Annotated in this window: 12 protein-coding genes; 7 read left to right on the top strand and 5 right to left on the bottom strand. The window is 61.1% G+C overall.

Features of this window, described 5'->3' with window-relative positions; all coding sequences use genetic code 11:
* Positions 1-9: 9 nt before the first annotated feature.
* The gene (locus tag QPL94_RS00860) at positions 10-549 is read right to left on the bottom strand and encodes a glutathione peroxidase (RefSeq protein ID WP_285354893.1); all 540 of its coding nucleotides are present in this window, start codon (positions 547-549) and stop codon (positions 10-12) included.
* A 69-nt stretch (positions 550-618) separates the two neighbouring features.
* Between QPL94_RS00860 and QPL94_RS00865 the strand changes: the two genes are divergently transcribed.
* Genes QPL94_RS00865 through QPL94_RS00880 form a run of 4 tightly spaced genes read left to right on the top strand, consistent with a single transcriptional unit; the run spans position 619 to position 6,226 of the window.
* On the top strand, positions 619-2,325 hold the full coding sequence (locus QPL94_RS00865; RefSeq protein ID WP_285354894.1) for a VRR-NUC domain-containing protein: 1,707 nt from the start codon (positions 619-621) through the stop codon (positions 2,323-2,325).
* A complete protein-coding gene (locus tag QPL94_RS00870; RefSeq protein WP_285354895.1) occupies positions 2,322-4,601 on the top strand; it encodes an ATP-dependent DNA helicase in 2,280 nt (759 codons plus the stop codon). The genes QPL94_RS00865 and QPL94_RS00870 overlap by 4 nt, the downstream gene beginning before the upstream one ends.
* A 56-nt stretch (positions 4,602-4,657) precedes the next feature.
* A complete protein-coding gene (locus QPL94_RS00875; protein WP_285354896.1) occupies positions 4,658-5,674 on the top strand; it encodes an LLM class flavin-dependent oxidoreductase in 1,017 nt (338 codons plus the stop codon).
* Between the two features lie 21 nt (positions 5,675-5,695).
* Positions 5,696-6,226: a YqiA/YcfP family alpha/beta fold hydrolase gene (locus QPL94_RS00880; protein ID WP_285354897.1), complete on the top strand. Its 531-nt coding sequence runs from the start codon at positions 5,696-5,698 to the stop codon at positions 6,224-6,226.
* 14 nt (positions 6,227-6,240) lie between these two features.
* On the opposite strand, the gene QPL94_RS00885 is transcribed toward QPL94_RS00880, so the two are convergent.
* From QPL94_RS00885 to recC, 4 genes are read right to left on the bottom strand one after another with little or no spacing between them, the layout of a single operon-like run.
* A complete protein-coding gene (locus QPL94_RS00885; protein ID WP_285354898.1) occupies positions 6,241-6,699 on the bottom strand; it encodes an META domain-containing protein in 459 nt (152 codons plus the stop codon).
* A gap of 39 nt (positions 6,700-6,738) precedes the next feature.
* Complete coding sequence (recD, locus tag QPL94_RS00890) at positions 6,739-8,925, bottom strand: exodeoxyribonuclease V subunit alpha (RefSeq protein WP_285354899.1); 2,187 nt, start codon at positions 8,923-8,925, stop codon at positions 6,739-6,741.
* On the bottom strand, positions 8,922-12,629 hold the full coding sequence (gene recB / locus QPL94_RS00895; protein WP_285354900.1) for an exodeoxyribonuclease V subunit beta: 3,708 nt from the start codon (positions 12,627-12,629) through the stop codon (positions 8,922-8,924). The genes recD and recB overlap by 4 nt, the downstream gene beginning before the upstream one ends.
* Entirely contained in the window at positions 12,626-16,189 is a 3,564-nt protein-coding gene (gene recC, locus QPL94_RS00900; protein ID WP_285354901.1) for an exodeoxyribonuclease V subunit gamma, read from the bottom strand. The genes recB and recC overlap by 4 nt, the downstream gene beginning before the upstream one ends.
* Positions 16,190-16,458: 269 nt before the next feature.
* On the opposite strand from recC, the gene QPL94_RS00905 reads away from it, so the two are divergent.
* From QPL94_RS00905 to QPL94_RS00915, 3 genes are all read left to right on the top strand, one after another.
* Positions 16,459-17,487 (top strand): TRAP transporter substrate-binding protein, encoded by a 1,029-nt coding sequence (locus tag QPL94_RS00905; RefSeq protein ID WP_285354902.1) that lies wholly within the window; start codon positions 16,459-16,461, stop codon positions 17,485-17,487.
* A gap of 108 nt (positions 17,488-17,595) precedes the next feature.
* Positions 17,596-18,189: a TRAP transporter small permease gene (locus QPL94_RS00910; RefSeq protein ID WP_285354903.1), complete on the top strand. Its 594-nt coding sequence runs from the start codon at positions 17,596-17,598 to the stop codon at positions 18,187-18,189.
* Positions 18,190-18,223: 34 nt separating this feature from the next.
* A complete protein-coding gene (locus QPL94_RS00915; protein ID WP_285354904.1) occupies positions 18,224-19,507 on the top strand; it encodes a TRAP transporter large permease in 1,284 nt (427 codons plus the stop codon).
* Positions 19,508-19,538: the final 31 nt, after the last annotated feature.

The following is a 19,538-nucleotide window of genomic DNA, read 5'->3' on the forward strand; positions in this document are numbered from 1 at the left end:
GGTTCCGGCTCAGCGGTCCGCAACTACCCGCTCAACCGCACTGCGAAGTTCAGGGGCATCCGGTTTTACACGACTGGGAAACGCCTCCACAACCTCGCCCCGGGCATTCAGCACATACTTGTGGAAATTCCAGCGGGGCTGACTGCTCTGGCTGTTGATGGCCCGGAATACCGGATTGGCTTCGCCTCCGGTCACCGCCGAGGGCGCAATCATGGTGAAGCTGACGCCAAAATTAACGAAGCAGACGTTGGCAGCCTCTTCCTCGGTCGCCGCCTCCTGGCGGAAATCATCACTGGCAAAGCCAACGACCACCAGGCCCTTGTCGCTGTACTCCTTGTGCAGCGCTTCGAGCCCCTCAAACTGCCCGGTGTAGCCGCAGCGGCTGGCGGTATTGACCACCAGCATGGGTTTACCGGCGGCGATGTCGCACAGGTTGACGGAATCCGACGAATGCAGCTTTCGCAGGTCATGATTGAGGAAGGCCGGACACTCAGCGGCCATCACCGACGCTGAGGACAAGATGAAAATCACGGCAATCAGGGCTCGCATATCGGCTTCTCCATAGGGCATCATCATTGATCATTCTATGCTTACGCTCTGGCCAGCAAAACAGTTTCTATGACGCCCGTATCAACCCCACATTCCTCCATTCCCGGCACCGCCGACCTGGACAATCCGCTGTACTATCTCGAAAACTTCGAGACGGTGGTACGCTGGGTACGCCGGCACCACAGTGATTTGCTGACCGCAGAGGAAACCGGGCACATAGACAGCCTGCTGGCGCTGAACCAGCCGGAGCGGGCACTGGTGGCGCGGCTGGTGATGCGCACGGGCGAGCTGTTCCGGGTGGAAAAGCTTAACTACCCCGAGTTTGGCATCCCGGTGGCTGACGCTGCCAGCGGATTGTCGCGCAGCGGCTGGATTGATGACGCCCCGGACATCCTCCTGGCTGAGGTCTTTCGACTGTTCACCCTTGCTGAACTTCGCCCTGCCCTGGCCGACCGGATCTCCGCGACTGGCTTGCCGGCCGCTGCCGCCAAGGGACTGCTGAAAGACACACTGATCCCCCTGCATCCAGATCCCGCTCCCGTGGAACACTGGCTGCCAAACCTGCCCACCCGGGTAATCCGACTGAACCACATGCCCCTGTTTGATTGCCTGAGGCTGATGTTCTTCGGCAATCTGCGCCAGAGCTGGTCCGATTTCGTGCTGGTGGAACTGGGTCACCAACAATACGAACAGGTCCCCCTCTCTGCTGAATCCCGCGCCTTTGACGAACGCGACGATGTGGATCGCTACCTGGTCATGCATCACTGCCGCGAACGCCTGGACAACGGCGAATCACCGGAAACCGTATGGCAGGAGGTGCCGGCCGCCTCCGACAATTCCTGGCTGGAAAGTCGGCGTGGCCGCTTATTGTTTGAACTGGGCAAGCTGGCAGAACGTGGCCGGAACACAGAGCTGGCACTGGCCGCCTATGAGCAAAGTGGCCACCGTGAAGCCCGCCTGCGGCAATTGCGCCTGCTGGAACGGCTGAAGCGATACCGCGAAGCCTGGCAGCTAATCATGGCCGCCGGTGAGGAGCCAAGGTTTGGCGCGGAAGAACGAGGGCTTGAACGCATCGAGTCACGCCTGGCCAAAAAACTGGGTAAAACCCCGCCTCCGCCATCCGCACGCCCGGCGCTAACAGCCTTTACCCTGGAGCTGGACAATCCGGAGGGCCACTCGGTGGAATGGGTGGCCATGGAACACCTGTCCCAGCCGGAAGCGCCGGTTGCCTACGTGGAAAACACCCTGATCAACGGCCTGTTTGGCCTGCTGTGCTGGCCGGCCCTGTTCGCCCCTGTTCCCGGCGCCTTCTTCCATCCCTTCCACACCGGGCCGGTGGATCTGTATCGGGAGGATTTTGTGGAGCGCCGGCAAGCACTGTTTGACGACTGCCTGGGCGCCCTTGCCACCAACGATTATAAATCCCGGATCCGTAACACCTGGCGGCAGAAGCAGGGCACTGCTTCGCCCTTCGTAATCTGGCCGGTGCTCTCTGAGGACCTGTTAAACCTGGCGCTGGAATGCATCCCCACCCACCACCTGGAGCCGATGTTCCGGCGCCTGCTGGATAACCTGCGGGAACACCGCAGCGGTTTTCCCGACCTGATCCGCTTTCAACCCGGCCATTCCGACCCGAACCGGCGCTATGAGATGATCGAAGTAAAAGGCCCCGGTGATCGTCTGCAGGATCACCAGACCCGCTGGCTGGAGTTCTGCGTTGAACAGGATATTCCGGTGTCCGTCTGCTACGTCCGCTGGACCGGGACTGGCGAATGAGCGAACTCAAGGTGGCGGTGCGCACTCTCTGCGAGTTCGCCGCCCGCAAGGGTGACCTGGACTTGCGCTACACGCCGGCACCCACGTCGGAAGAAGGCATTGCCGGCCATGGCGCCGTGCAGGCACGTCGCGGGCCAAGGTATCAAAGCGAGGTTGCACTGGCCGGCCAGTGCGGCAAACTGATGGTCAGTGGCCGGGCCGACGGGTACGACCCGATCGCCGGCCGGCTGGAAGAAATCAAGACTCACCGTGGCGACCTGTCCCGGGTGCGGGAGGCCCAGCGCAACCTGCACCGGGCGCAGCTGAGGGTTTACGGGGCGCTGCTGTGCCGTCAGGAAACGCTGAAAACGATCGATCTGGCGCTGATCTACTACGATGTGGGCAAGGACAAAGAGACGCCCATCACCGAAACCGCCAGCGCCGACGAACTCTGGCAGGAACTGGAACAACTCTGTGCCATCTACAGCGACTGGGCGGAACAGGAGGCCAGTCACCGGCAGGAAAGGGACGGGGCGCTGGCACGGCTGACATTTCCCTTCCCTGACTTCCGCCCTCAGCAACGCGCTCTGGCGGAAACCGTTTACAAGAGCACCCTTCGCCACCGAACGTTGCTGCTGGAAGCCCCCACAGGTCTCGGCAAGACTCTGGGCACTCTATTCCCGGCCCTTATGGCAATGCCTGCGGCCAAACAGGACAGGCTGTTCTACCTCACCAGCCGCAACACCGCTCGCCACCTGGCGGTGGATGCCGTTCATCTTTTGCGGGAGAAGCAACCGGGCGCGCTGCCCTTACGAACCCTGGAACTGGTCGCCAAGGACCACGCCTGCGAACACCCGGACAAGGCCTGCCACGGCGACGCCTGCCCGCTGGCCAAGGGCTTCTTCGACCGGCTTCCAGAGGCTCGGGCAGACGCCGCCAATCACACCGGCGCCCTGACCCAGCCGGTACTGGCTGACATCGCCAGCCAGCACGGCATCTGCCCCTACTTCCTGGCCCAGGAAATGGCCCGCTGGTGTGATGTCGTCGTTGCCGATGTTAACCGGATGTTCGACCAGTCCGCCCTGCTCCACGCGCTGGTCCGGCAGAATGACTGGAAAGCCAGCTTGCTGATCGACGAGGCTCACAACCTGGTGGACCGGGCCAGGGGCATGTACTCGGTGGAACTGAGCCAGACCCGCCTGCTGCGGATTCGGCGGCAGGCACCCAGGGCACTGAAGCCCAGCCTGGACGGGGTGTCCCGGGCCTGGCAATCGGTGATCCGGGATCATGCCCCTGATATCAGGCGTGAACCGGTGATTCTGGATAACCTGCCCGGCTCACTGACCGGCGCGCTGAACCGCCTGGTTTCGGCCATTACCGACTACCTGGCCGACCATCCACCGGACCTGGCGCTGCAGGAACTGATGTTCGAAAGCCTGGCCTTTACCAAACTGGCGGAGGTGTTCGGCGACCACTCCCTGTGCGAACTGGTCAGGCCCGGTCGTGGCAAGGCGCAACTGGCCATCCGTAACCTCATCCCGGCAGACTTCCTCAGGCCTCGCTTCGAGGCTGCTGACAGCACCCTGCTGTTCTCCGCCACCCTGTCACCCGGCATCTATTACCGTGACTTGCTGGGCATGCCGGAAGACACCTGCTTCCAGTCGCTGCCCGGTCCGTTTTCTGCCGACCAGCTCAGCGTGCATTTCACCCCAAGCATCAGCACCCGCCAGGCCCATCGCGAACGCTCACTGGTACCCATTGCAGAACTCATTGCCCGCCAATACCACGAGAGGCCCGGCAACTACCTGGCCTTTTTCAGCAGTTTTGCCTACCTCAACCGCGTACGCAATGCCCTGGCTGACCTAGCGCCTGACATCCCCCTGCGAGCCCAGCAACCAGGCATGTCCGGCGAGGAACGCAGGGCATTCCTGGACGGTTTCCGGGAAGACAATTCCGGCGTTGCCTTTGCCGTACTCGGCGGCGTATTCAGCGAAGGCATCGACCTGCCCGGCGACCGCCTGATCGGCGCCTTTGTCGCCACCCTGGGCCTGCCACCGTTTGATGCCTGGCACGAGATCCTGCGCCAGCGACTGCAACAGCGCTTCGGCGCCGGCCAGGCCTACACCTACCTGATCCCCGGTCTGCAGAAAGTCGCCCAGGCCGCAGGCCGGGTAATCCGCACACCAGAGGACCAGGGCGTGATCTGGCTCATCGACGACCGCTTTCTTCAGCCCGACATCCGTCAGCTGTTGCCGGGTTGGTGGATGTCGGACAGCAATACCGGCCACCCCCTATAGCGGCATACCCGCCGCTTTTTGTTATGCTGCGGGATAGTTCAAAACCGGAGCATTCAATGTCGCAGTCTTCCAACGCCCAATTTTCCGCACAATCCCCGGCTTACTCGCTTCTCGAGCTGGCATCGGTACGCGAAGGTGATTCTGTTGGCCAGACCCTGGCCAACAGCGTGGCCTATGCGCAGCATGCGGAGAGCCTCGGTTTTCAGCGCTTCTGGCTGGCCGAACATCACAACATGGAAGGCATCAGCAGTTCCGCAACGGCCGTTCTGGTGGGACACATCGCCGGCGCCACCAAAACCCTCCGCGTGGGTTCGGGCGGCGTCATGCTGCCCAATCACCCTCCCCTGGTGATCGCCGAGCAGTTCGGCACCCTGGAAAGCCTTTATCCCGGCCGCATCGACCTGGGCCTGGGCCGGGCACCGGGAACCGACCCCATTACCAGCCGCGCCCTGCGCCGGGAAGGCCTGGGGGCGGAGCAGTTCCCCGAGGATGTTGCACGACTGCAGACCCTGCTTGGCCCGCTTCAGCCAGGCCAACAGGTAAAGGCCATCCCCGGTGCCGGCACCAACGTGCCCATCTGGCTGCTCGGCTCCAGCCTTTACACCGCCCAGCTCGCCGCCATGCGGGGCCTGCCCTACGCCTTTGCCGGCCACTTTGCGCCACGGCTCTACCGCGAGGCGATCCAGACCTACAGGGATAACTTCCAGCCCTCGGAGCAGCTGGACAAGCCCTACGTGATACTGGCTGTTCCGGCGGTGCCGGCGGATACCGACGAGGAGGCCCAGTTCCTCGCCACCACCAGTTACCAGCGTATTCTGTCCCTGTTCCGGGGCCAGCCTTTGTGGATGCGTCCGCCGGTGAAATCCATGGACGGACTGTGGAACAGTGGCGAGAAAGCCGGCGTGAAGGATTTCCTGTCGCTGCAATTGCTGGGCAGCGAGAACAGCATTCGCGAGCAGCTGGAGCGTTTACTGCAGACCGTAGAGGTGAACGAATTGATGTTCACCGTGGACCTCTACGATCCGGAGAAACGCCGGCACGCGCTGGACATTCTCGCGGCAACCCGACACTGACCCCGCTCACCGGAGGTGATCATGGCGACATCTGACATTCACGTATTCCTGTCCCACGGACTGGAGAGCGGCCCCGGAGGTACCAAGGTGCAGGCCCTGAAAGCGGAAGCGGAAACCTTCCCCGGGGTCACCGCAATCGCGCTGGACCATCGCAACACGAAAGTCCCCATGGAGCGCCTGCAGCAAATGAAAGAGGCCATGGCAGAGGCGGGGGCCAGTCCGGAGCGCACCGTCCTGGTCGGTTCCAGCATGGGGGGCTGGGTGTGCGCCCGTACCAGTGCCGAAACCCCGGTGCTGGGGTGTTTCCTGCTGGCACCCGCGCTGGCAATGTCCGCCTATCCCCAGTCCAGCCCGCGGATTCAGGCCCGGCATACCCAGATCATTCACGGCTGGGACGATGATGTGGTGCTACCCATGCCGGTGATGGAACTGGCCCGGGAACAGAAGCTGCCATTGCTGGTGCTGCCGGACGGGCATCGGCTGGAAAACAGCCTGGAGCGGCTGGTGAGTGAATTCAGGATTTTCATGACCGGCTGCCTGGCGACAAACTGACAGGCGGGCTGGTCCTATCTCATCCGCGAGGCCTCGAATACCGCCAGCTCTTCTCCGGCCTCACCCAGCAACCTTAACTCGATACCGTCCAGGTTAACGCCCACGGTCTTGGCGAATGCCGCGAACAGCAATTCTTCCGTCAGGTTATCCGGGCACGCCCGGAGGGTGCTGCTCATGGAATCAAACAGCAGGTTTTCGCCCGTTACCCGGTAGTCGCCCATATACTGGTTGCAGCCACTGAAGCCGCTCACCCGGCCATCATCCAGGAACAGAATATGGGCTTTCTGCTCACGGTCGGTTTCCGGCACAGGTTCACCGGCAACACTCACCAGCTGCCAGTAGGTATTGGTCAGCGGCATCGCGACCACATCGCCGCCCGAGCCATGCCTGGCCGGCGAGCTTGTGCAACCGGCCAGCCATAGCACAGCGAACAGTGTTACCAGATACCCCGGTATCCGCATGGTTCCTTTCATTCCATTCCTCCCTGCTGCAGGTTAGTAATGGCCGGCAAGTCACGACAACAATCTTGCCAGTCCTGATGCCCTGATCACCCCGCGGCCCACGGCCTCTTTGAGTACACCTTGCTGGCTCACCACCAGGCTTAGCCAGTGACGGGCACGGGTGATGCCGGTGTAGACCAGCTCCCGGGTCAGCACCGGGGTCAGGCGGTCCGGAATCACCAGGCAGGCGTGGGTAAACTCGGAGCCCTGGGACTTGTGCACCGTCATGGCGTAGACGGTCTCCACTGACTGCAACCGGCTTGGGGATATCCACCGGATGGTTCCACTGCCGTCACTGGACGGAAAGGCCACCCGCAGGGTATCGACCGACTCGCCGGCGTCGTTGCGATCCCAGGGCACACTCAGGGTGACACCAATATCGCCGTTCATCAGGCCCAGATTATAGTCGTTTCCGGTGATCAGTACCGGACGGCCCTCGTACCAGCCCTCGGTTCGATCGACAAGGCCGGCACTGCACAGGCGCCCGGCGATTTCCCGGTTAAGCCCTTCCACCCCGAATGGGCCCTGGCGCAGCGCACACAGCACCTTGAAGTGGTTAAACCCTTCGAGCACCTGGGTGGCCCAGTGGTCCCATTGTTCGCGCCCTTCGGTTTCACCGGCGGCGCCGGGTTTCTGGTCGCGGATGATACGCAGGTAATGGCCATAACCCACGGGCGGGTCGACCGGCTCGTTATTGACCAGACGCCCCTCACCATTGTTCCGGAAACGTTCCCGGCTGCCTGTGAGGGCGTGGTTCGCCAACAGCTCCGTGCCCGGTGCGTTTTCGCCAGCGCGGGCAGAACCACTATCCGCCGTGAGCCAGGCCACGTCTTCAAAGGCCTGTTCCCGGCACTGGCTGATCAGCTGCCTGTCCAGTTTGCCTGCGTTGGTGGCTGTGGCCAGCACGCCGATACCGCTGTGTTCGTCAAAGCGATAGCTCTTGCGGAGCATGGCAACCGCCTGGTCCAGGGGCAGGCCTTCGGTATCCGTCAACGGCGATGGCAACTGGCATCCGGTGACCGATTCCAGCCATTGCGCCGTTTCCGGCAGGTAGTGGGCAGCCTCGGCACGCTGACAGAGCTCCCCCAGCACCGCGCCGGCATCCACCGAGGCCAGCTGGTCCTTGTCGCCCAACATGATCAGCCGGGCCTTATGGGGCAACGCCGCGAACACCGAGGCCATCAGGTCCACATCGACCATCGAGGCTTCATCGATGACCAGAATATCCAGCGGCAGAGGGTGATCCTCGTTATGACGAAACGTCCGCGAACCTGGCCGGCTACCCAGTAACCGGTGCAGTGTGGTGACCTGGGTGGGAATAGCGCTCCTGTCGGGCCGGCCCGGCAGCCGGTCCAGGGGCAGGCGATCCACCGCACCACCGATGGACTCGCTCAGCCTTGCAGCGGCCTTGCCCGTAGGTGCCGACAGGCGAATACGCAGGTAGGGGCTGACACCATCAGCGCCAGCCGACTCACGGGCCACCGACTGCAGGGCCGCCAGCAGGTTCACCACCGTGGTGGTCTTGCCAGTACCGGGGCCGCCGGTGATCACGCTGAACCGGTTCCGGGCTGCAAGAGCACAGGCGATTTTCTGATAATCCGGCTCCTGGCCAGTCCCGAACAGGGTATCCAGCGCACGGGCCAACAGGCTTGAATCCACCAACTCCGTGCGGTCTGCCAGACGCACCCGTATGCCGGCGGCAATGGCCTGCTCGTAGCGCCAGAACCGGCGCAGGTATAACCGGGAGCCATCCAGTATCAGTGGAGTCGCCTGCTCGCCGTCACCCACTGCACTGCTTTGCCCGAGCAGCGCGACAAGTTCGCCCGGGCTGACGTCGGCAAACAGGTCAGAAGGCCGCAGGCTATCAGCCGGAAGTGCGCCCGCGCCTTCCGGGGGCAGCACCAGCGTGGGCTCGGTGTCGCGGCAAAGGTGGTTTATATCCAGGCAGACATGTCCACGCCCCACCTGGTGAGAAACCATGGCGGCCAGCAATGCCAGCATGGCCGACGGTTGCTCACCCTGTTCACTGACAATGTCGCAGACAAAAGCCGCAAAAGCATGATCCAGGGCACGGATCCAGTCGCGCTCGACCCAGACGTCCAACAGAGTCAGCGCGTCAGGAGCACTGCCAGGCAAGGGTGCCGTGTGCGCCGGCACTTCGTCGAACAGGTCCTGGATGTATCCGCTTTCCCCCGTCATGCTGCCTTCTCCTGTTGGCCACGAAACAGCCGGTCCAGTTGCTCGATCAGTTCACGGGGCGGCCGCTCAGTGAAGGCGCCGGCGCCAGGTGCGTCACATCCTCGCAGGAACAGGTAGACCGCGCCGCCAACGTGGGTGTCGTAGTCATAGTCCGGCAGTCGCGACTTCAGCAGGCGATGCAGTGCCAGCAGGTAAATGACGTACTGCAGGTCATATCGATGTTCGAGGATTTTCTCTCTCATCACGTCGTTCGTATAAGCCTGGTCATCCTCCCCCAGGACGTTGGACTTGTAGTCCAGCACGTAGTAGCGGCCCCCATATTCGAACACCAGGTCAATAAAGCCCTTGAGCATGCCGTTAAAAGTGGTTTCGTGGGCTTCCGGCCGGTTCTCGCCATTCAGGGTGTGCTGGCGAACCAGTTTGTCCATGGTGCGGGTATTCACCTGGTGGCTTTCGAACCAGAATTCCAGCTCCGGTCGGAAAGTTTCCAGACCTGCCAGGGAGCAGGTCCCCCCGCTATCCGGCAGGGGAATGTCCGTCGTGACCAGCGTGTGGACCCAGGTTTTCAGGGTCTCCGCCCAGTCGCTCCAGTTGCGCAGCTTGCAGCGACGTTCCAGCAGTTCATGGAGGTCATCCGGTGTGTCGGCTACCTTTCGGAATCCCTGGGTGGCGCACCACTCCAGAATATCGTGAAGGAAGGTGCCCGGGCCTGCCCCCCTGGGGAAGCTGTGCTGGTTGAAGGGCAGCGGGCCTTTGGCCAATGCCTCGGTTGAGGCGGCGATATCGGTGCCTGTGTTTTCATATTCCTCCCGCAGGTTCTCCTGTTCCGGGTCCTCACTGGCGGGGGCAAAATCGTCACCAATACGACTGCGGGCGCCATAGGTGATAGCGGAGTAGCTGGCAATCCACCAGTTTTCCTTCGCTTCACGCACGGGCTCCAGAGCCTTACCAAGCTCTGGCTCCGCTTCACCGGGATAAACATCGTCCCCGGGCTCAGGCACCGGCGCCACCTTGATCGCGGGCTCACCGGCGGCCATAGTCTGCAGGAAGGGCATCAGATCAGTGTCGTCCTCACTGGCCTCACGGCCCACCAGGTGCCCCAGGCCGCTCTGGCGCCAGCCTTTGATACCGGCGGCGCCTACCCAGGTGGCGTGGCGGGAGCGGGTCAGGGCGACATAGAATTTGCGGATATCCTCACCCAGTCGTTCACGGTCAGCCCGGGCGAGAGTGTCGTCATCCGGTTCCAGGGAAATACGGAGTTTGCCCTCATCGTCGTGGTACTTGATGAAGGCCTGGTTCGGTTTCTCCTCACGGAATTCGGTGGCGAACGGCAGGAACACCAGCGGATATTCCAGACCTTTGGACTTGTGCACGGTGACCACCTTGACCAGCCCGGCGTCACTTTCCAGGCGCATGGTGCGGTGTTCGTCCTCGTCGTCGGATTGCCGCAGCATCTCGGTGTAGTGATGGATCAGGGCATGTTCACCGTCCAGCTGCTGGCTGTCCTGCTGCAGCAGTTCGGCAATATGCAGGATGTCAGTCAACCCGCGCTCACCGTCCGGCCCCGCCAGCAATTTGGCCGGCACTTCGTAGTCCATGAGCAGGCGTCGCAGCATCGGCAGCACGCCCTGCTGTTGCCAGAGTTCCCGGTAGCCCTGGAAGCGGTTGATCTCCCTGTCCAGCGCGTTCTCGTCGCTGAGCAGCCGGTCCAGGTCCTGGTAGGCCAGGCCCATGGTGGGTGTGGCCAGCGCCGCGCGAATCAGTGACAGCTGGCCGGGCTCGGCGCAGGCCTGCAGCCATTGCAATAACTCCATCGCCTGCGCCGATTGCAGCACCGAATTGCGGTCTGACAGGTACACACTACGAATGCCCCGTGCACTCAATGCCCGCCTGACGGCATCCGCCTCATCACGCTTGTTCACCAGGATGGCAATGTGTTCTGGTCGCAACTGCTCCAGCGGCTTGCCGTCAGCCCCGAACCCGGCCTCACTGGCCTGCCCCATATTCAGCAGGCGGGCAATCTCCGCCGAGCAGGCATCCGACATCGCCTCCCTGCCCGCTTCCTTGGCAATAGGTCGGTCATCCGCCAGGGTCCAGAACGTCAGTGGTGGTTGTGGCTGGCCCCGCACGCACCACTGCTGGTCCGTGCCCCTGGCATTCACCGGGCTGAACGGCAGCGGGTTGTCTTCACCGGTACGGAACAGGAATGCCCCTTCCGGCAGCGACTGGTCCGCCCGGGCAAACACTCGGTTGACGCCATCCACCATGGCAACAGCGGAGCGGAAGTTGGTGCCCAGGGTGTAGGTGCGGCTGCTGACGGCACGGCGGGCGTCCAGGTAGGTATGGATATCCGCACCCCGGAAACCATAAATGGCCTGTTTGGGGTCGCCGATCATCAGCAGGCTGGTGTCCTGATCATTACTGGCCACCCGGTAGATGCGATCAAAGATCCGGTACTGGACCGGGTCGGTGTCCTGGAATTCGTCAATCATCGCCACCGGAAACTGGCGGCGAATGGTCTCGGCCAGTCGCCCGCCCTGGGGGCCGCCAAGGGCTTCATCCAGGCGGGTGAGCAGGTCGTCAAAGCCCATACTGGCGAGACGCTGTTTTTCACTGTCCAGACGTTTGGCAATCCAGCAGGCAGCGTGGTTTAGGATGTCCGGTTTTGCCACCGGCATGGCTTTCAGGGCCGGTTTGAGCTCGGCGATGGCGTCCATGGCCGGATGATGGGGCGGCTCGTCATCGCCGGTCCATTTTTCCGCGAAGGCGTCGGCTTCCAGGGTGTCGAAGCCTTTGGGGCGACTTCTGGACAGGAAATCATGGGGTTCGGCAGCGTCGGTGGTGGCCCATTCCCGCAGGCAGTCCACGGCCTTCTGGATGGAATTTTTAGTGCCGCCGTGCAATGGCTTTGGTTTGCGCTTTGCGGTTTCCACCAGTAACTCATCCAGCTCATCACACCACGCGGGCCAGGGGGCTTTCAGCTCCTTGAGTCTCTGCTCACGCCGGGTTTTCGCGTGCTCCGCGGCCGCCACCGGATCACGCTCTGGCACAGGCAGGGCATCGACATGAGGCAACAGGTTACGAACGGACTGGCGCAGGCTTTCCGGGGTTTTCCAGTTGTCCAGCACCTCGCTCATCAACTCAGGCGGCAGCGGATACACGAAGGTGCGCCAGTAATCCCGCACCACGTTGTCCAGCAGATCGGTCTGGCTGGTTTCCAGGGTCTGGCGAAACAGGCTGCCGCTGTCGAAGGCGTGTTCGCTGAGCATGCGGTTGCACCAGCCATGGATGGTGGAAACAGCCGCTTCGTCCATCCATTCCGCGGCCAGCAGCAATTTGCGACGACAGGCCGGCCAGTCCGCCGGTGGACACGCATTGCGTAGGTTGACCAGCGGGTCTTTCGCCGTTGCGGCGGTATCCACGGTATCCGGTTGCACTGCAAACAGGGCGGCGGCTTCAGTCAGGCGCGCGCGGATACGGTCCCGCAGTTCCTTGGTGGCGGCTTCGGTAAAGGTGACCACCAGCAGGTTGGGGGGCATGATGCCCTCTGCCAGGGGCTCTTCGGCAGTGCGGTGCCCGAGCACCAGGCGCACATAGAGCAGCGCCAGGGTAAAGGTCTTGCCGGTGCCGGCGCTTGCTTCGATCAGCTGGCTGCCGCGCAGTGGTAGTGTCAGGGGGTCGAGTTTGCGAACGCTTCCGGTCATGACGCTTTCTCCCTGTTAGCGCCGCTGGTCTTTGCCCGACCCGCCTGCTCCGCATGCCAGAACGGTTCGTACAACGTCGACACCAGTTGCACGAACTGCTCACTGGCAAGCAACTGTTCGAACTCCGGGTAAGCCCTGTGCAGGTAGCCGCGATCCCGGGCAAGGGCTTTGTTATAGGCCTCCTCGGCTTTTTGTAGCGCTTTGTCTTCATTGCCCTCGCCCCTGGCGGGATACAGAGCCCGCAGATAGGCGAAGGCTGCCCCGGACTCCACCGGCAGCGGCCGTGTCTGGCCCTGCATCCAGGCATCCAGTATCCTCGCCAGGCATTCCCCGGCGGCAGCACTGTCCATGGGCAACAGGTTGACGACCCGTTGTTCTTCTTTGGCGATGACCAGGGTATGGAAAGCCTCAAAGCGCAGGTTGCCCGCCAGGTGCGTCACCCAGTGGTCGAGCAGGGCCGGGAATCGCAGCTGGCGAGAGCCCCCGGACCCTTCCAGAAGGTTGCTGCTGGCAATCACTACCCTGCACACCGCGCCATCCGGCCGGGTGCGCAGATCGCCAAGACGGTCGCTGACAGCCACGGAATCTTCACCACGCTGATGGTGGTAGTCGAAGCCCGTCTCGTCTTCAATGGCTTCAGGCCAGAGCGCCAGGGCTTCCTGGTAGCGCCGGTGCAGGTCAGGCATTCGGCTTTCCAGCTGCCGGGTCAGAGCGTACTCCGTCAGTCCCATGCCCAGCTCGCCCCGGCGGGCCATGCTGGCAAGGGAGCTGTCCAGACGTTGCTGCAGTTCATCTTCGTTATCGGCTTTCATCACTGCCTGACGAATCAGCTCATCCTCCAGGCGCCAGTGTTGCAAGCCATCCATGGCGAACGCTTCGTTGTCGGTATCCAGGCTCTCCACATCGGTAAAACGTACCTGTAGTCGACGCTGATAAAAGATCTCTACCGGCCGTTTAAGGAAGGCCCCTATCTCACTCAGGGTGATCGGGTCTGCCGGCACCAGATAGCTCAGCACCGGCTGTTCCGACTCAGTTGCCCGGGACTGGTGCGCACTGAGCCATTCGCTGTCGTAGGTGAACAGCCGACGCGCGGACGGAACGTCGTTCACATCAGGAAAGTACTCGCGGCTGAAGGGCTGCAGCGGGTGTTCAATGGTCAGGGCAACGGAGGCCGACTCGTCGGATGCCGCCACCTGCCAGACCGCATCAAGGTGATCCCGGAGCTGGCTGACCAGTACCGATGGCGGACGTTCCGAGTCATCGCGAATACTGCGCCCTACCCAGCTGATATAAAGCTGCTCCCTTGCGGACAGCAGGGCTTCCAGAAACAGGTAACGGTCGTCTTCCCGGCGGGAACGGTCGCCGGGCCGGTAATCCAGGGCCATCAGGTCAAAATCCACTGGCGGGCGGGAGCGGGGGTAATCGCCATCGTTCATGCCCAGCAGGCACACGTGCCGGAACGGGATGGCCCGCATCGGCATCAGCGTGGCAAAATTGACCTTGCCGGCGAGGAAGCGCTGGTTGAGACCACCCTCCTCCAACCCTTCCAGCAGGATTTCGCGAACGATATTCAGGGGCAGCTCTACCTCTCCCATGCCGGCGCTGTCGCAGTCCTGAAGCCACTGCTCCGCCTGCCGGAGCAAACGGTTCACCAGCAGCAGCTCGTCGTCCGACAGGTCATCGAAGAAACGTTCCAGTATCGATTGCAGCAGGTCCAGCCAGCCTACCGGTGTTGCGGTAGCCCGGAGTTCGCGCCAGAGATCTTCCAGCCGGTCGATGAAGCGGCACAGATTGCCGGCCACACTGGCCTGCAGGCCGCCAATTTCCTCGAAGGGCTCAATGCCCTGCCAGGGGTCGTCGCGGCCGGTGCCATAGCCCAGCAACATCCGCCGCAGGCCGGCCTGCCAGGTGTTGCGCTCCAGACCATCGGGCAGGTCGAGGCTACTGCGGTGGTCACTGTGCAGGCCCCAGCGGATATTGGCGCCCTCCACCCACTGACGCACCAGGGGCAGGTCGCTTTCGGCAATGCCGAACCGGCTCCTGACCGCCGGCACTTCCAGCAGGCTGATGATCTCGCTGACGCCAAAACGGCTTTCCGGCAGGGCCATCAGGGTATCCAGCGCAATCAATACCGGCTGACGGTGACGCTGACCCTGGTCGGAAATGGTGAATGGGATATAGCGGCGGGACGACGACGGGTAGCGGCCAAAGACTGCCTGGATGTGGGGTGCGTAGGTATCCACATCCGGCACCATGACAATCACATCCCGGGGCCGAAGTTCCGGGTTGCTGTTGAACGCCGCCAGCAACTGATCATGGAGAATTTCCACTTCCCGCTGCGGGCTGTGGGCGTTGTGGAACACCACGGAATCGTCCCGGAACGGATCCAGGCTGCGCTTCTGGTCCAGCATTTCCTGTTGCGATGTGAGCGTGCGTATATCGTTCTGGATCTGGTGCAGCAGCACTGGCTGTTCCGGTTCGCCGTGAGGCGTGAAGATATCAATCCGGCCGTCGGGCGTGGCGATGCGGCTTTTGTACGCCTCCGGGTTATCAAACTCGTCCAGCAAGCGAATGTAGTCCCGCCCCTGCTTGCCCCAGGCGGCCAAAAGCGGGTTGGCGTGCTGGTGCAGATCATCAGGGTCGGTCAGTTGTGCCAGTTTCGGGTGGGCCAGCCCGCGCTTGCGATCGGCATTCAGCAGGTCACGATCACTGATAATGTCCGCCCAGTAGAATTCACTCGGATTGTGGACGCAGAGCACCACCTGGCTGACCCGACTGAGGATCGATAAAGCCTCCAGTGCCTGTTTCGGCAGCGAAGAGACACCAAAAACCACAATACGTTGGGGCAGGTCAGACGGCCGATCAGCCGCGGTGAGCCTCTGTCCCTCCTCCATGAACCGGGTGTGGATGCGAGAGCGGCTGGTACCCGCAAGTTCGCCAACATCCTCCACCAGTTTTCGCCACAGCACTGGCTGCCAACGCAACTCTTCACCCAGCTCGCGGTGCTCACCCCGCGCCATTTGCAGTCGGTCGTGCCCCGCTTCCCAGTCCGCCAGCCAGTCGGCACGGAACACCTGGTACTGGTCGAACAGGTCGGCAATCTTGCCCGCCAACTGGTAGCGGCGTGTTTCGGTATCCGCGCCGGCCATGAATCGCTGCAGCGGGGCAAACACGTCGTCCTCGGCAATCAGATCCGGCAGCAACCGGAACAGGCGCCAGACCAGGCGGGACTTGTCGAAAGGCGACTGTTCCGGCACCCCGGCAGACGTCAACACTGCCCGATAGGCCTGCCAGATAAAGCGGGCAGGAAACAGGAAATCCATACCTGCGGCAATGCCCATGCCACCGCCATCGCCGCTTTTGCCAGGGTCAGACGAATCTTCCGCCAGGGCAAGCTTCAGCCACTGGGCAATGCCGTTGCTCTGCACCAGAAAGGTTTCACTTTCCAGGGGTGGCAAGGGGCTGTTCCGACAGATCCAGACCACGGCCCGACGCAGGTCTTCGAGGTGGTTCGCATGGATGGCGTGAAAGCCGGGCTCGATGGTTGGCGCTGCTGGCATACCTGCTCTGTGTCGTCGTCCGGGGTAAGAAAGCAAAGCCTATCACAAGTCTGGACGGATTCCGGCCGGGGCCCTGAAACCAAATCCCGCACCGTTTCGGGGCAGCTCTCAGCCATTAGTTCTTTTATTCCGAATATTTACCGTATTCTGCCCAAAGCTGGCGATTCATGAAAATCTATTCACTCAATTTCTTGCGAAAACAGCATTGTTTTGCCAGTCTTTATTAATGTAACAATAATTTGCAGCGAAAAATAAACGGAGACGACACGATGAGTAGCTTGAGCAAGTTCAAGAAAGTGGCAGGAATTTCTGCGTTTGCCTTTGCAGCAATGACGGCGGCGAATTCGGTAAATGCCGCCAACTGGCGCTATGCGCACGAAGAGTACGAAGGTGACGTTCAGGACGTATTCGCTTACGACTTCAAGGAATACATCGAAGACAACTCTGACCACACCGTTCAGGTTTTCCGGTTTGGTGAGCTGGGCGAATCCGACGACATCATGGAGCAGACCCAGGCTGGCATCCTCAACTTTGTAAACCAGTCCCCTGGCTTCACCGGCTCCCTGATTCCGGAGGCGCAGATTTTCTTCATTCCCTACCTGCTGCCTACGGATTTCGAAACCGTGATCGAGTTTTTCAATACGAGTGAAGCCATCAACGAGGATTTCCCGGAGCTTTACGCCAAAAATGGTCTTGAATTGTTGAAGATGTACCCTGAGGGCGAAATGGTTGTGACTCTGGATGAGAAAGCCACCAGCCCTGAAGACTTCAATAACAAAAAAATCCGGGTTATGACCAACCCGCTGCTGTCGGAAACCTACGAGGCCTTCGGTGCCACTCCGACTCCGCTCCCATGGGGCGAGGTGTACGGCGCCCTGCAGACCAATATGATTCAAGGCCAGGAAAACCCGATCTTCTGGATCGAGTCCGGCGGTCTGTACGAGGTATCCCCGAACCTGATCTTTACCGGCCACGGCTGGTTCACCACGGCCATGATGGCCAATAAGGACTTCTTCGACGGCCTGTCCGACGAAGACAAGGAGCTTGTTCGTAAAGCAGCGGATTACGCTTACGAAGAAATCCTGGTTCATATCGACGGCCTGGCTGACGAAGCCCTCGGCAAGATCCAGGAAGCCAGCGATGAGGTAACGGTTACCCGCCTGAACGAAGAGCAGATCCAGGCGTTCCGCGACCGAGCGCCTCAGGTTGAGGAAGCGTTTATCGAGATGACGGGCGACAGTGGCGAAGAGCTACTGAACCAGTTCAAGGAAGATCTCAAGGAAGTTCAGAGCAACTGAACCTGAAGGGACCTTTCCCGCCGGCAGTGCCCGGCGGGAAGCTGTACTAACCCCGCCCCGCCGGGGAACTCCCACCGGCCGGGAGCGATACGTTCTGGAGCAGAACCCATGTCCGAGAACTCCCCGGATCTAGAAGACGACACCGGTACCTATGAGTCCGGCCTGCCCGGGTTTCTGGGAACCATAGATGAAATCATTGCCAAGGCAGAGGCCGTCATGCTCGCGGTTGGCGTGATTTTGATGGCTCTCAATACATGCGCCAACGTCATTGCGCGCTTTGTCTTCGGTGAAGGGATGTTTTTCTCCGGTGAGATCAACCGGATTCTCATCATCCTGATTACCTTTGCTGGTATTGGCTACGCGGCCCGCCATGGCCGCCATATCCGTATGTCTGCGGTTTACGATGCGATACCCCCGAAGGGCCGCAAAGTCCTGATGATTTTTATCGCCTTGTTTACATCGGTGGTGATGTTTTTTCTCTGCTACCACTCCTATTTTTACATCGAAACTCTCCATAGCCGCGGGCGGATTCTTCCGGCACTGGGATTTGAGATCTGGTGGATTTACATCTGGGCGCCCGTGGGCTTTGCAATCACTGGTATCCAGTATTTCCTCACGGCCATCAAGAACTTCACCAGCAAGGATGTGTACCTCTCCACGGGTGTGGTCGACGGCTACGCAGACAGTGAATCCGAAGTCTGAACCCTGCAGCTGCGATAACAAAGGATAAAAACTCATGGCGACTCTAATGATGGTGATCATGATCGGGCTGCTACTGCTGGGCTTCCCGATGATGGTTCCGCTGATTGCCGGTGCGGTGGTCGGTTTTGTAATGATGTTTGATGGCTTCGGCCAGATGGGTACTTTCATTCAGCAAATGATGGGGGGTATTCGACCCGCCTCTCTTATTGCTGTGCCCATGTTTATTCTCGCGGCAGATATCATGACCCGCGGCCAGTCCGCCGACCGCCTGATCCATATGGTGATGGCGTTCATCGGGCACATAAAGGGCGGGCTCGCCATCAGTACGGCGACTTCCTGTACCCTGTTCGGTGCTGTTTCCGGTTCCACCCAGGCCACGGTTGTAGCGGTTGGTTCTCCCCTGAGGCCAAAACTGCTCAAAGCGGGCTATTCCGACTCGTTCTCACTGGCGCTGATCATCAATGCCAGTGACATTGCTTTCCTGATTCCCCCCAGTATCGGCTTCATTATTTACGGGGTTATCTCCGGCACCTCTATTGCCGAGCTGTTCATTGCCGGCATCGGCCCCGGCCTGATGATTCTGGCCATGTTTTCCATCTATTGCCTGATCTACGCTTACGTCAAAAAGGTTCCCACCGAGGAAAGGGCCGGCTGGAGAGAGCGGGGAGTCGCCGTCCGTGAGGCTCTATGGCCGCTGTTCTTCCCGGTTATCATTGTGGGCGGTATCTATGGCGGCATATTCAGCCCGACTGAAGCTGCGGCCGTTTGCGTACTCTATGCCTTCTTGCTGGAATTCGCGGTTTTCCGCTCGCTGAAATTGCCGGACATTTACCGGATCGCAAAATCCACAGGCCTGATTACCGCTGTGGTTTTCATCCTGGTTGCGGTCGGCAACGGCTTTTCCTGGATTATCTCCTTTGCTCAGATTCCGCAGGCCATACTGGAATCTGTCGGCGTCAATGAGGCCGGTCCGGTCGGCGTACTGGTTGCGATCTGTGTCGCCTTCTTCGTCGCTTGCATGTTTGTCGACCCGATCGTGGTGATCCTGGTGCTGACGCCAATCTTTGCACCGGCCATTGAGTCCACCGGCCTGGATCCGGTTCTTGTCGGGGTTCTGATCACACTCCAGGTGGCCATAGGCTCGGCAACGCCGCCCTTTGGTTGTGACATATTCACCGCCATAGCCATATTCAAGCGCCCCTACTGGGAAGTGATTCGCGGCACACCACCGTTTGTCTTTATGCTGGTGGCATCTGCGGGCCTGATCATCGCCTTCCCGCAAATCGCACTGTTCCTGCGTGACCTGGCGTTCCGCTGAGGGCTGTAGAGACCCATTTCAGGGAGAAGAA

The organism is Marinobacter sp. SS13-12 (assembly GCF_030227115.1).
Taxonomy (GTDB): domain Bacteria; phylum Pseudomonadota; class Gammaproteobacteria; order Pseudomonadales; family Oleiphilaceae; genus Marinobacter.

Excerpts from the sequence above, each read along its gene's own strand:
- recC (WP_285354901.1), bottom strand. The coding sequence starts at position 16,189 with ATGCCAGCAGCGCCAACCATCGAGCCCGGCTTTCACGCCATCCATGCG.
- QPL94_RS00860 (WP_285354893.1), bottom strand. The coding sequence starts at position 549 with ATGCGAGCCCTGATTGCCGTGATTTTCATCTTGTCCTCAGCGTCGGTG.
- QPL94_RS00880 (WP_285354897.1), top strand. The coding sequence starts at position 5,696 with ATGGCGACATCTGACATTCACGTATTCCTGTCCCACGGACTGGAGAGC.
- QPL94_RS00915 (WP_285354904.1), top strand. The coding sequence starts at position 18,224 with ATGGCGACTCTAATGATGGTGATCATGATCGGGCTGCTACTGCTGGGC.
- QPL94_RS00885 (WP_285354898.1), bottom strand. The coding sequence starts at position 6,699 with ATGAAAGGAACCATGCGGATACCGGGGTATCTGGTAACACTGTTCGCT.
- recD (WP_285354899.1), bottom strand. The coding sequence starts at position 8,925 with ATGACGGGGGAAAGCGGATACATCCAGGACCTGTTCGACGAAGTGCCG.
- QPL94_RS00875 (WP_285354896.1), top strand. The coding sequence starts at position 4,658 with ATGTCGCAGTCTTCCAACGCCCAATTTTCCGCACAATCCCCGGCTTAC.
- QPL94_RS00865 (WP_285354894.1), top strand. The coding sequence starts at position 619 with ATGACGCCCGTATCAACCCCACATTCCTCCATTCCCGGCACCGCCGAC.
- QPL94_RS00905 (WP_285354902.1), top strand. The coding sequence starts at position 16,459 with ATGAGTAGCTTGAGCAAGTTCAAGAAAGTGGCAGGAATTTCTGCGTTT.
- QPL94_RS00910 (WP_285354903.1), top strand. The coding sequence starts at position 17,596 with ATGTCCGAGAACTCCCCGGATCTAGAAGACGACACCGGTACCTATGAG.
- QPL94_RS00870 (WP_285354895.1), top strand. The coding sequence starts at position 2,322 with ATGAGCGAACTCAAGGTGGCGGTGCGCACTCTCTGCGAGTTCGCCGCC.
- recB (WP_285354900.1), bottom strand. The coding sequence starts at position 12,629 with ATGACCGGAAGCGTTCGCAAACTCGACCCCCTGACACTACCACTGCGC.